We start from the raw sequence: 11,736 nt of genomic DNA, 5'->3' as shown, positions 1-11,736 counted from the left end.
CGCGAAGGCGGAGTGTCAGTCACCGAAACTATTGACTGAACCACCGCTTTCGCGAGCAAGCCCGCTCCCACATTGGGGATGTATTTCAAGTTGGAACCGGGTTGTGCAATCCGCTCAAAGGTTGGCGCGTCCACATCCCCGCACCAGGCGATGCGCTGCCGGCAGTTACTTGCATTCCTGCGCGGCAAGCTCCAAACGCGATGGCGTGATCGTCGACGCCAGCGGCTTGCGCTCGTACAAGAACACTTTGCCGCCATCCTGCGATTTGTAGGCTTCCAGCACGTCATCGGCGGCGATCTTGCTGGTCAGTACCACTTTGGCGTGACGCGAGTTTTGCGTCACGGTCGAGGTGATCCCGTGTTTTTCAAGTTTCGGTACAACACACTGCACATAGGCTTCTGGGCCCTTGCTGGTTTGCAGGGTCAGGGTGGGTGCATTCGGAGCGGAAACACAACCGGCCAGTAACAGGGAAGCAAAGGCCAGGGCCGGGACGAAAAAAGAGCGCATGAAAAATTCCTGAAAATAACTAAAAAAGGTCACATCAACTGGCACGAATCAACGCTTTGAGCGATGCATCGAACTGCTTCAAGGCATCAAGCTGTACATCGCGCTGCTGTTCGATCTGCGCAGCAATCTCCGGTGCGGCCTTGTCGTGCACCCACACCGATGGCAGCTGTTTGTGCACCGAGCCTTCGGCCTTGGCGATGTATTGCAGGTTCGTGTCATAGAACCGCGCAATAAAACGCGCCTCGACCTGGTCGTTACGCTGGGTCAGCAGTTGGTTATGGGTGTCGAGCATCACCACCACATCGGGGTGAGCCTGCATCAGGGCATCCAGGTTGTCGTACACGGTGACCGACAGGAAGGTGCCTTGCAGCGAGCTCATCAACCAATCGATGGCCAGTTCCGGGTCGGAGCTGTTGACGAACGCCTCGCGGATACGCCCGTCGAGGGCATCCTTGGCGCCATTCAAGGCCATGTCGTGGTAGCGTTCAAGGTAGCTGAGATTGTCGCGGGTGTTGTCGCTCAGCAACACACCCACCGATTGCGCACGCTGCAGGGAGTCTACGCTACCGACGATAGGTAGCAAATGGCCTGTGGGCAGTTCATCGGCGATTGCCGCCGTGTTCATGACGACAGTGCCCAGCATCAGGGCCATCAAAGCCAGTTGGATAAATGTCCTCATCGCGCATTTCCTTGAGCAGCGTCTTGATGAGGCGATTTTCCGCCTTTCCTGTAAAAACAGAACTTGCGATGCTTGATGGTGACTATTATCTGAACCGATAGTGCGCACATAAAACTTATAAGGACCACGCCATGAAGCCCCACCAGAAAACCTTCGACCGCATCCGCGAGGCCGTACTGCCGGAGTTTCGCGAGCGGGTCGCCGATTACCTGGTCGACTATGAAACCGTGCTGCAGAACGACACCGCCGATGCCGAGCAGGTGAACGCCAGCGCCCAGCAACTGCGCGGCTATCTGCGCGGATTGAACACTACACGGGTACTGGGCATGGCGGATTGGGAAGACCTCGACCGCCGCGTGGAGCAGGCCTGGCTACGGGTGGTGGAAGCCGAATAAGCGGCTCGGCGTATCGACCAGCAACGCCTGCTCGACCTGCGCCGAACAGCCCAGGGCCTGGCGCTGCTCAACCACACTGGCATAGCCCGTGGACGCTTCATGTTGGGTGTGCGGCCAGTCACTGCCCCACACCAGCCGATGCCGACCGAAACTTTGCAGCAGCAGCGGCATGGCCTCGCGCGCAAACGCCAGGTTCTGCGCGGGCGTGCCGGCCAGGCGGTAGATACCCGAGACTTTCAGCCACAGGTGGCCGCTGAGTCCCAGTTCCAGCAACTCGGCAAACCCGCGTTGCTCAACCCCTTGCCGGGCATCGGGCCGGCCAAAGTGATCAATCACCAGCTTGACCCCGAACGGAATCAAGTGCCGAATCAGTTGCGGCAAGTCATCCACCTCGCGGTGCAATTCCACGTGCCAGCCGAGTTCGGCGATCAGCGCGAAAAACCCTTTCCAGCCCGGCCCGGCAAAATCCGGCAGCGCACGCCCCACCAGGTTCAAGCGCACCCCCACGACGCCCAGGCGGGCCATGGCCTGCAAGGTATCGCGACCGACGTCCGGGTCTACGACGACCACCCCACGCAACTGACCGGGCGCCTGCTGCAGGGCCGCGAGCAGGTATTGATTGTCGGTGCCGAGGAAGCTCGGTTGTACCAGCACGCCATGGCTGAGGCCATTGGCGTGCAGGTGGCTGAGGTAATCCCCCAGCGTGGCGTCGTACCCAGGGGTATAGCGCCGCTCACCGGCCAGGGTCAGCGCCTGGCTGAACACATGGGCGTGGGCATCGATGCCGGTGATGGGCGTGGAGCAGTTATCGAGCATGGTGGTCGTCTTTCATCCGTAAATAGGTCTCAGGCCTGCGCGCGCTGGCCGCTGGGGATGCTGTCGACCGGCGCCGCTTCCAGCACGCGGCCACGGGTTTCCGGCAGGCACAGGGCGGCAATCACGGCGACCCCGTAGGCAATCCCGGCATCAATGCCGATGGCCGAGCCCAGCGACATCGAGTCGCTCATATGCCCCACCAGGAACGGGAACACCGCCGACAGCACGCGCCCGAAGTTGTAGCAAAAACCCACGCCGGCACCGCGCACATCCGCCGGGTACAGTTCGTTGAACAACGCCCCCAGGCTGGCCGGAATGCCGGCGGCGAAGAAGCCCAGCGGGAAGCCGAGGAACAGCATCTGCGTATTGGTCAGCGGCAGGAACACATAGGCCTGCACGGTGACCACGCAGCACAGCGCGAACAGCACGATGTTCTTGCGCCGGCCAATGCGGTCGATCAGCAAACCACTGACCACGCAGCCACACCAGAACGCAAAAATGATCACCGCCAGGTAGCCACCCGAGTTGAGCACCGACAGGTTGCGCTCGGTCTTGAGGAAGGTCGGCAGCCAGGTCATCACCGCGTGGTAACCGCCATGTGCGCCCAGGCCCAGCAGGCCGCCAAACAGCGTGACGCGGATCAGCTCGGGGCGAAAAATCCCGGCCAGCGACTTGAAGAAGCTCTGCGGGATGACCTGCTCTTTTTGCAGGCGCTGGAAGCTGTCGGGCTCTTCCACATTGCGGCGCACCCAGATGATCAGGAACGACGGCAGCAGGCCCACCACGAACATCACACGCCAGGCCATGTCCTGCGGCACAAACGAATAGATCAGCGCGAACACCCCGACCGCCACGCCCCAGCCCACGGCCCAGGCGCTTTGCACGGTGCCCATGACCTTGCCGCGATACTTGGGGTTGATGGTCTCGGCCATCAACACCGCGCCCGCCGCCCACTCACCACCGATGCCGAAGCCCTGCAGGGCCTTGACGATCAGCAACTGGTGGAAGCCGGTGACAAACGCCGAGATAAACGTGAAGAACGAGAACCACAGGATCATCCACTGCAGGGTGCGCACCCGGCCGTAGCGGTCGGACAAGGTGCCGCCGACCCAGCCACCGATGGCCGAGGTAACCAGCGTGACCCCGCTGATCAGCCCGGCATCGCCCTTGCTCAAGGCGAACGCGGCGATCAGGGCCGGGATCGCCAGGCCGAACATTTGCACTTCCAATGCATCGAGGGACCATCCGCCGAAGCAGGCCCAGAACGTTTTGCGCTCCCGAGGAGTGACTTGGCGATACCAACTGAACATGATTTTTATCCTTATAGGTCAAACGCGAGGCAGCCGAGCACGAACCGCGCCGTTGCAAGGCCAGTGTTGGCAAACACGAAACTACGGGTGGTGCGTCAGCGGATATCCACGCGGTATCGGAAGTGCTCGGCGTGCCCACGCGAGCGGCGCCACTCCAGCGGCTGCCCGGCGTAATCGCGGGCCAGGCGCTCGATCACCACCACCGGGCTGTTGACCGGCACCTGCAGCAGCCGCGCGTACACCTCGTTGACCGATTCGGCGGTAAGGGTCTCCTCGGCCGAGGCCACCACTTGTCCGCAGACGCTTTCATACACCGGGTAGAGCAATGGGCCCTGCGCGGACAAGTCGATGTCGAGCAACGCCTGGAAGCGCTTGCGCGGCAGCCAGATCTCTTCCGCCAGCAATGGCTGCACGTCCAGCAGACGGGTACGCACGATACGAATCACCTGGGCTTCGGCTGCCAGGCCGAGGGCCTCGCTGACCGCCGACGGTGCTGTCACGGATTCCACCGTGAGGATGCGGCTCTCGGGCACCTGGCGTTCGCCCGAGGGGCCTTGGAAACGGAAGAAGCGAAACAACGACGACTGGAATTGCGGGCGGCGGACGAACGTGCCACGGCCCTGCTGGCGCTCAAGGATGCCCTCGCTCACCAGTGCATCCACCGCCTTGCGCACGGTGCCCGTGGAGATCTCGTATTCGGCGGACAGCACCGCTTCGGTGGGAATCGCTTCGCCAGGGCGCCAGCGATTGTTGGCGATCTGTTCGACCAGATGGTCGCGCAGGCGTTGATAGAGCGGCAGGCGGGCATCACTGGAGAGCGTATTCATGGGGCCACATTCACTTTGTTATTTAGTCATATATATGAATATGGCGAAGTATTTGCCGCGCGGGTGACGCCTGTCAAGGGCGCCACCGCAGACGGGGGATGAATGGTGGCTTAAAGCGCAGGGCGTGGCAGGTTGACCCATTCCTGCACAGACGGCCGCGCCCACTGGCGCTGCGCGTAATCAACCAGCCCGGCGGGCACGCTGTCGCCGTTGAGAATCAGGCGATTGAGCATCACCGCCAGGTCCACATCGACAATCGACCACGCGCCGAACAGGTACTCCGGGTTACCCGCCAGCAGCGCCTGCGCCGCACTGATCAACGTACCTGCCGCGACCTCGGCCGCCGGCGACAGCGGCGGCATTGTCTGCCCGCAGAACACCACCAGCGTCGAACGCTCCTGGCGGATCGGCAGCAAGTCGCTGCGCAGCCACGCCTGCACCTGACGCGCCCGTGCCCGCTGCCTTGGCTCGACCGGGTACACCGGCGTGTCCGGGTAAAGGTGCTCCAGGTACTCGGTGATCGCTGACGACTCCGACAGCGCAAAATCGCCGTGCACCAGCGTGGGCACGCGCTGGGTCAGGGACAGTTGGGCGAAATCGGCGGTGCGATTTTGCGCGGCGTCCAGGTCCAGGGTCACCACATCGAAGCCCAGGCCCTTTTCGCGCAGGGCGACGAACACCGACATCGCGTAGGGGCTGGTGTAGAGCGAATCAACATAGAGGCGCAACGGGGGCTGGTGCATGGCAGGGTCTCCTTGGGTGAAACCCCACGCTACGAGATGTCCGCCGAGAAAGACAATGCGCTGTTTTTATGGGGGCATTCCTCGCGGGAATAGCCGCTCAGCCGGCGAACCCGCCCTCCTCCAGAAAGCTGCGCTCGTCGGGTGTGGTGAGCCTGGCCAACACGTCGTTGCGGTGCGGAAACCGCCCGAAGCGCTCGATGATGCGCGCGTGTTCCTTGGCCCAGCGGTAGGTGTTGGCGTCCAACGCCGCGTTGAGTGCCACAGAGCGTTGCTGGTCAGCCGCATCCTCCGAGTGCTCAAACGGCAGGTAGCAGAACGCACGCAACGCGGGGTCCACCTGCTGATCGAGGCCGGCATCGACCATGCGCCGGGCATACAGGCGCGCCAGCGGATCGGTAGCGAACATATGCGCAGTACCGCGAAACGCATTGCGTGGATATTGGTCAAGCAGGATCAACAGCGCCAGCGCGCCGTCAGCCGTGTCCAGCCAGCCTTCCAGTTCACGCCGGGCCGCTTGCAGGTGGGTGGCGTGGAAGGTGTCGCGAAAGCTTGCGTCAAACCCATCATCCTTGGCGAACCAGCGCTTGGGGCCGGCGTGCTGCCAGAAATCGATGACGGACTGCGGCGTGTGTTCGGTCGTACTCACGGTGGCTATCTCCTGTAGGCGCCGGTTGGCCGGCACCTACAGTGGACCGTAGTGGGCGCTTAGAAGTCCACCGTGGCCGACAGCTTGATCGTGCGCGGCTCGCCCTGGGTCAGGTAGTTGTTGGCCGTCGATGCCGACGCCCAGTACGCCTTGTTCGCCACGTTCTCGACGTTGGCGCGCAGGGTGATGTACTTGTCATCGGCCTTGAAGCCATAGCGGGCGCCGAGGTCGACGCGGGTCCAGGCCGGGATGTTCAGGGTGTTGGTGGCGTTGACGTATTCCCCGCCGGTGCGCAGCAGCCGCGCGTTGACGGCGGCGCCCTGGAGGCCCGGGATGTCCCAGTCGGCACCCAGGTTGAACTGGAAGCGCGGCACGCCGGCGGCGCGGTTGCCATCGGTGGCGCCGTTGGAGGTGTTCTGCAATTCGGTGTGCATCCACGTAGCGCCCGCCAGCAGCCGCAGGCCGTCGATGGGCTCGCCGAACACGTTCAACTCGACGCCTTTGTTGATTTGCTCGCCGTCGACATTGAACGTGCGGGTGCCGTTGGGGAACTGCGGCGTCACACTGTTGGGGTTGTTGTTGGTCGCGCTGTTGGGCTGTTCGATGCGGTAGACGCCGAGGGTCGCACCGTAGTTGTCCCAATCGAGCTTGACCCCGGCCTCGGTCTGTTTGCTGCGACTCGGCGGGAACACGTCGCCGCTGTTGGTGATGTCGACCGCCGTCGGCACCGTGGGCCCCTGGGCCAGCCCTTCGATCCGGTTGGCATACAACGACACGTGCTCCCACGGCTTGACGACCAGCCCATACACCGGCGTGGTGATGGACTCGCCATAGTTCGCGGTGCGTGCGCCGCTGGCGGTGTTCCAGCCATCCACTTCGATGGTCTGGCGACGCACGCCGACGGTCAACAGCACGCGGTCGTCGATGAAGCCGAGCGTGTCCGAAACGGCGGCGCTCTTGATACGGTTCTTGCCGACGACACGCGGGTCGTGAATGTCGCTGCCGAAGTAAGTGACGGTCGGGCGAGGCACCTGGGTCGGGTTGTACAGATTGCCCGGCCGACGGTTGGCCTGCAGGATCGCCTCGAACGCCGAACGCTGCTCACCCCAGATGCCAGACAACCCGAGATTGACCTGATGGGTCACCGGCCCAGTGTTGAAATGCCCGTTGAGGCCGGCCATGGCGCTCTTGTTGTCTTCATCATGGGGCGAGTACAGGAAGCCGACGCGGCCGCTGCCGTCGTTGCCCACGTACAACGATGAATACTGGCCATTCTCGCGCGTGTGCTTGGCACCGCCGCCGACATAGGCGGTCCAGTTTTCAGTCAGGTCGTACTCGGCATTGAACATGCCGTAGGTGTCTTCCAGCTCCGACCAGCTCCAGTCCTGCGCATAGTTGTCCTTGGCCGAAGGCGCCTTCGGCACTTTGGTGCCATTGGGGTACACCACCGAGCGGCCATTGTTGATGCGTTCTTTCTGGTAGCCGAAGTCGGTGGACAGGCGCAGGCGATCACCCCGGTAATCCAGGGCCACGGCCACCAGCTGCGAGCTTTTGAATTCATCCTCGATGGCAGTATCGCCGCCATGCCGGGCCAGGTTGACCCGCGCGCCGAAGCGGTTGTCTTCACCGAAGCGCTGGCCCACGTCGAGGTGGCCGCCGGCCTGGCCATCGGTGGTGGTGTCGAGGGTGACGCTGCGCGTGGCGATGTCTTCGGCGCGCTTGGGCACCAGGTTGACGCTGCCGCCAATGCCGCTGCCAGCCGGCGACACGCCGTTGACGAAGGCGTTGGGGCCCTTGAACAGCTCGACGCGCTCCAGCGCCTCGGTGGTGATGATCTGCCGCGGCAGCACGCCGTACAGGCCATTGAAGGCAATGTCATCGGTGTTCAACGGCAAGCCACGGATGGTGAACACCTGGGAGAAGTTGCCGAACCCGGAAGACTGGCGCACCGACGCATCATTGAGCAGCACATCGCCCACGGTGCGCGCCTGCTGGTCGGCGATAGTCTTGGCGGTGTAGCTGACCACGCTGAACGGCACATCATTGATCGAACGATTGCCCAACACGCCCAGCCGTGCCGAACGCGCGACCTGGCCACCGCCGTAGGTGTCCGCCTGCGCCCCGCCCTCGCCGCTGATGGTGGTAGCGCCCAGCTCCACCGCATCACCGCTGGCCTGGGGCACCACGGTGTAGCCATTCGCGCCGGTGCTCTGCAGGGTATAGCCGCTGCCCTGCAGCAACTGCATAAAGCCCGACTGCGCGGTGTAACTGCCTTGCAGGCCTGCGCTGTGCTGGTCATTGAGCAGCTTGGAGTCGAACGACAACGGCACGCCGGACAACGCCGCAAACTGCGCCAGCACATTGCCCAACGGCCCGGCGCCGAGGTTGTAGCTGCGCGCCGCGCTGCTTGCCGGCTCGGCGGCCACGGCGCTGTGCAGCGGTGCGATGGCCGCGAGCGCGACGGCCAGGCTCAAGGCCTGCAAGGGGCGGATGGGGTGCGATGTGAAGGTCATGGGCATTCCTGTCGGCGCGGTGCAAAGTTGAGGGTTCTCCCCTACACCGCACGACAACGAAAAAGGTGTCAGCGAACAGGCAAAAAAGTTTCAGCGTGGCTCAACAGTGACCCAGTAACCGGTCAGGCTGCTGACCTGGACCGGCAACGTGTCCTGCAACAGGCGCAGGCTGGCATCGGTGTCGCGCAGCGGGAACGCGCCGGACACGCTCAACCCGGCCACACTGGCGTGACAGCGCAACACGCCCTGCCGGTAGCGGCCCAGCTCCTCGAGCAAATCCGCCAGGCGCATCTGCTGGGCCAGCAACATGCCGTTTTCCCAGGTCATTGCGCCCACCTCCAGCGGCGCCACCGCCGCCACGCTGTCACTGCCGAACGCGCTCTGTTCACCGGCCTTGAGGATCAGCCCCCGGCTGGCATGCAGCGGCAGCATTTCCACTGCGCCGTCGATCACCGCCACGCGGCTGCTCTGCTCCCCGACCCGCACACTGAAATGCGTCCCCAGCGCCCGCGCGCTGCCGTGGCGGGTCTGCACGCTGAACGGACGGTGCGTCGGCGCCGGGTCCTTGGCGGTGGTAATCAGCACTTCGCCTTGCAGCAATTCGATGCGCCGCACCTGATCGGTAAAGACGATATTCAGCGAGCTGGCAGTGTTGATCAGCAGGCGCGTGCCATCCGGCAACGTGAGGTTGCGCTGCTCGCCGATGGCGGTGTGCTGGTCGGCGGTCCAGGCCTGCCAGGGCTTGTGCTCCCAGGCCAGCCAGCTCGCCGGCCCCGCCAGCAGCAACAGCCCGAGGGCCTGGCGCCGACCCAGGGCTTTCTTGCGGCCGATGCGCTTGAGGGTGTCGCCGGCAATCGCGCCGGGCACGCTGTTGAAGTCGCCGAGGATCGCTTCCGCGCGCTGCCAGGCCTGGGCGTGCTGCGCGCTGCGGCATTGCCATTGGGCGATGGCGCGGCGATCCTCGTCGGTGGCGCTGCCGGACTGCAACTGCACCATCCAGTCAGCGGCCTCGCCGAGGATCAGCGGGTCGATCGACGGGCTCATGCCACGCTCAGGCAGGCGAGAAATGCATCGCGCATGTAGCGTTTGACCGACACCAGCGACACCTGCAGGCGCTCGGCGATCTGCGCGTAGGTCAAGCCGTCGATCTGCGACATCAGGAAGGCCTGGCGGGTGTTGTCGGGCAGGTCGCGCAGCATGGCTTCGATGCGGTACAGCGCTTCGAGGATCAGCCAGCGGGTTTCCGGCGACGGCACTTCCTGCTCGGGCAGGTGGGCAATGGTCTCAAGGTAGGCGCGCTCGACTTCCTGGCGGCGCCAACTGTCGATCATCAGGCCCTTGGCGATATGCGTGAGCAACGCACGCGGCTCGCTGCCAAAACCGTTGCCGGGCTGGCGGGTGAGCAGGCGCATGAAGGTATCGTGGGCCAGGTCGGCCGCGTCGCTGGCGTTGCCCAGCTTGCGGTCGAGCCAGCGGTACAACCATCCGTGGTGTTCGCAGTACAGGTCCTGGATAGGCAGATTGAGGGGGGACGACATGCGAGTCACCGGCGCGGGGCCAAGGAGTAATTAAGAATTGATCGCATTCTAATCTGCACAACGAAGCACGGCAACGCGCAAATTAATGTTATAGGATAACGCTCATCGCCCGCCTGCCCTGTGATGCCGCCCATGACCGACGCTGTTCCCCAACGCCCACGCCTGCTGACCATCGACGCCCTGCGCGGCCTGGTCATCCTGTTCATGTTGCTCGACCACGTGCGCGAAACCTTCCTGCTGCACCGCCAGGTCAGCGACCCGATGAACATCGACAGCACCGAACCCGCGTTGTTTGTAAGCCGCACCCTCGCCCACCTGTGTGCACCGGTGTTTGTGCTGCTCACGGGTTTATCCGCGTGGCTGTACGGCCAGAAGTACCGGGGCCGGCGCGATGTGTCGGCGTTCCTGTTCAAGCGCGGGCTGTTCCTGGTGGTGCTGGAGTTCACCCTGGTCAACTTCGCGTGGACCTTCCAACTGCCGCCCAGCGTGATCTATATGCAAGTGATCTGGGCCATCGGCGTGAGCATGCTCGCCCTCGCCGCACTGGTGTGGCTGCCGCGTCCGTTGCTGATCGCGGTCGCCCTGGTGATCATCGCCGGGCACAACCTGCTCGATGGCCTGCACTTCACGCCGGGGTCGGCGCTGCAAGACGCCTGGGCGATTTTGCATGAGCGCGGTTGGATCGAGGTTGGCGACGCGTTGCGCCTGCGGATCACGTATCCGGTGCTGCCGTGGATCGGCGTGATTGCCCTCGGCTACGGCCTCGGCCCGTGGTTCGCGAATACCCTGCAGCCGGCGCTGCGCCAGCGCTACCTGTTGCTGAGCGGTGTGGCGGCGTTGCTGGGATTCGTAGTGGCGCGCGCGGCCAATGGCTATGGCGAGAAACCCTGGCAGGCCTATGACGACGGCGTGCGGACGCTGATGAGCTTTTTCAACGTCACCAAGTACCCGCCTTCGCTATTGTTTCTGGCGCTGACCCTGGGGCTCGGGTTGCTGCTGTTACTGGCGTTTGAACGTGCCGGACAAAAACGCTGGATCGGCGTGCTCGCCACCTTCGGCGCGGCGCCGATGTTCTTCTACTTGCTGCATCTTTATGTGCTGAAAATGCTCTATGTCATCGGTGTGGCGCTGTTCGGGCTCAACCAGGGCAGCTATTTCGGCGTCGACAGCATCGGCGCCATCTGGCTGGTCGCGTTAGTGCTGCCTGTGGCGTTGTACGCGCCAGTACGTTGGTTCGCCAGACTGAAAGCCCGCAGGCGGGATTTGGCTTGGCTCAAGTACCTTTGACTCAACACGGCCGAGTGTAGGAGCTGGCTTGCCTGTGATTGCGGTGAGTCAGCGACAGATGTACTCACTGAGACGCCGCTTTCGCAGGCAAGCCAGCTCCCACATTTTGGACCGCATTCAGCCAGTCAGATGTGTGGTGGACGCACACAAGCCAAGGCGCCCGACCTGGCCGGACTCCAATACCTCTGACCCAACACGAACTAATGTGGGAGCTGGCTTGCCTGCGAAGGCGGTGGGTCAGCACCAGATGTATTCACTGACACGCCGCTTTCGCAGGCAAGCCAGCTCCCACATTTTTGACCGCATTCAGCCAGTCAGATGTGTGGTGGACGCACACAGGCCACCACGCACCGACCTGGCCGGACTCAAATACCTCTGACCCAACACGGACTAATGTGGGAGCTGGCTTGCCTGCGAAGGCGGTGGGTCAGCACCAGATGCATCCACTGACACGCCGCTTTCGCAGGCAAGCCAG

General features: G+C 63.5%; 12 protein-coding genes. 2 read left to right on the top strand and 10 right to left on the bottom strand.

The window, feature by feature from the left end:
• Nucleotides 1-165 precede the first annotated feature (165 nt).
• Complete coding sequence (locus QMX97_RS29535) at nt 166-507, bottom strand: hypothetical protein (protein ID WP_065907613.1); 342 nt, start codon at nt 505-507, stop codon at nt 166-168.
• A gap of 34 nt (nt 508-541) precedes the next feature.
• Nucleotides 542-1,186, bottom strand: a complete 645-nt coding sequence (locus QMX97_RS29530) for an ATPase (RefSeq protein ID WP_065907612.1) — start codon at nt 1,184-1,186, stop codon at nt 542-544.
• Between the two features lie 131 nt (nt 1,187-1,317).
• On the opposite strand from QMX97_RS29530, the gene QMX97_RS29525 reads away from it, so the two are divergent.
• Entirely contained in the window at nt 1,318-1,581 is a 264-nt protein-coding gene (locus tag QMX97_RS29525; RefSeq protein WP_065907610.1) for a hypothetical protein, read from the top strand.
• Here QMX97_RS29525 and QMX97_RS29520 read toward each other — a convergent pair.
• The 8 genes from QMX97_RS29520 to QMX97_RS29485 all read right to left on the bottom strand — a co-directional run bounded on the left by QMX97_RS29520 (nt 1,558) and on the right by QMX97_RS29485 (nt 9,974).
• A complete protein-coding gene (locus QMX97_RS29520; RefSeq protein WP_282398079.1) occupies nt 1,558-2,397 on the bottom strand; it encodes an amidohydrolase family protein in 840 nt (279 codons plus the stop codon). The two genes, QMX97_RS29525 and QMX97_RS29520, sit on opposite strands and share 24 nt — an antisense overlap.
• A gap of 29 nt (nt 2,398-2,426) precedes the next feature.
• Nucleotides 2,427-3,707, bottom strand: coding sequence for an MFS transporter (locus tag QMX97_RS29515; RefSeq protein WP_106803517.1), 1,281 nt, complete (start codon nt 3,705-3,707; stop codon nt 2,427-2,429).
• 95 nt (nt 3,708-3,802) lie between these two features.
• A complete protein-coding gene (locus QMX97_RS29510; RefSeq protein ID WP_282398078.1) occupies nt 3,803-4,534 on the bottom strand; it encodes a GntR family transcriptional regulator in 732 nt (243 codons plus the stop codon).
• Nucleotides 4,535-4,644: 110 nt separating this feature from the next.
• Nucleotides 4,645-5,277 carry a glutathione transferase gene (gene yfcF / locus QMX97_RS29505; protein WP_201145068.1) on the bottom strand — a complete coding sequence of 211 codons (633 nt, stop codon included), beginning with the start codon at nt 5,275-5,277 and terminating at the stop codon, nt 4,645-4,647.
• Between the two features lie 97 nt (nt 5,278-5,374).
• The gene (locus QMX97_RS29500; RefSeq protein ID WP_282398077.1) at nt 5,375-5,923 is read right to left on the bottom strand and encodes a DUF924 family protein; all 549 of its coding nucleotides are present in this window, start codon (nt 5,921-5,923) and stop codon (nt 5,375-5,377) included.
• Between the two features lie 59 nt (nt 5,924-5,982).
• Entirely contained in the window at nt 5,983-8,436 is a 2,454-nt protein-coding gene (locus QMX97_RS29495) for a TonB-dependent receptor (RefSeq protein WP_282398076.1), read from the bottom strand.
• A gap of 90 nt (nt 8,437-8,526) precedes the next feature.
• Nucleotides 8,527-9,480: a FecR domain-containing protein gene (locus QMX97_RS29490; protein ID WP_282398075.1), complete on the bottom strand. Its 954-nt coding sequence runs from the start codon at nt 9,478-9,480 to the stop codon at nt 8,527-8,529.
• On the bottom strand, nt 9,477-9,974 hold the full coding sequence (locus QMX97_RS29485) for a sigma-70 family RNA polymerase sigma factor (RefSeq protein ID WP_120448914.1): 498 nt from the start codon (nt 9,972-9,974) through the stop codon (nt 9,477-9,479). The genes QMX97_RS29490 and QMX97_RS29485 overlap by 4 nt, the downstream gene beginning before the upstream one ends.
• A gap of 132 nt (nt 9,975-10,106) precedes the next feature.
• Between QMX97_RS29485 and QMX97_RS29480 the strand changes: the two genes are divergently transcribed.
• The gene (locus QMX97_RS29480; protein WP_282398074.1) at nt 10,107-11,261 is read left to right on the top strand and encodes a DUF1624 domain-containing protein; all 1,155 of its coding nucleotides are present in this window, start codon (nt 10,107-10,109) and stop codon (nt 11,259-11,261) included.
• The last annotated feature ends 475 nt before the right edge of the window (nt 11,262-11,736 follow it).

The sequence above is a fragment of the Pseudomonas sp. PS01298 genome (assembly GCF_029959745.1).
Lineage (GTDB): Bacteria > Pseudomonadota > Gammaproteobacteria > Pseudomonadales > Pseudomonadaceae > Aquipseudomonas > Aquipseudomonas aylmerensis.
This window is presented reverse-complemented; position numbering and strand designations above follow the sequence as displayed.

Bases quoted from the DNA above. Each gene is read 5' to 3' on its own strand.
- QMX97_RS29535 (WP_065907613.1), bottom strand. From the start codon at position 507: ATGCGCTCTTTTTTCGTCCCGGCCCTGGCCTTTGCTTCCCTGTTACTG.
- QMX97_RS29530 (WP_065907612.1), bottom strand. From the start codon at position 1,186: ATGAGGACATTTATCCAACTGGCTTTGATGGCCCTGATGCTGGGCACT.
- QMX97_RS29480 (WP_282398074.1), top strand. From the start codon at position 10,107: ATGACCGACGCTGTTCCCCAACGCCCACGCCTGCTGACCATCGACGCC.
- QMX97_RS29490 (WP_282398075.1), bottom strand. From the start codon at position 9,480: ATGAGCCCGTCGATCGACCCGCTGATCCTCGGCGAGGCCGCTGACTGG.
- QMX97_RS29525 (WP_065907610.1), top strand. From the start codon at position 1,318: ATGAAGCCCCACCAGAAAACCTTCGACCGCATCCGCGAGGCCGTACTG.
- QMX97_RS29510 (WP_282398078.1), bottom strand. From the start codon at position 4,534: ATGAATACGCTCTCCAGTGATGCCCGCCTGCCGCTCTATCAACGCCTG.
- QMX97_RS29520 (WP_282398079.1), bottom strand. From the start codon at position 2,397: ATGCTCGATAACTGCTCCACGCCCATCACCGGCATCGATGCCCACGCC.
- QMX97_RS29515 (WP_106803517.1), bottom strand. From the start codon at position 3,707: ATGTTCAGTTGGTATCGCCAAGTCACTCCTCGGGAGCGCAAAACGTTC.
- QMX97_RS29495 (WP_282398076.1), bottom strand. From the start codon at position 8,436: ATGACCTTCACATCGCACCCCATCCGCCCCTTGCAGGCCTTGAGCCTG.
- QMX97_RS29485 (WP_120448914.1), bottom strand. From the start codon at position 9,974: ATGTCGTCCCCCCTCAATCTGCCTATCCAGGACCTGTACTGCGAACAC.
- yfcF (WP_201145068.1), bottom strand. From the start codon at position 5,277: ATGCACCAGCCCCCGTTGCGCCTCTATGTTGATTCGCTCTACACCAGC.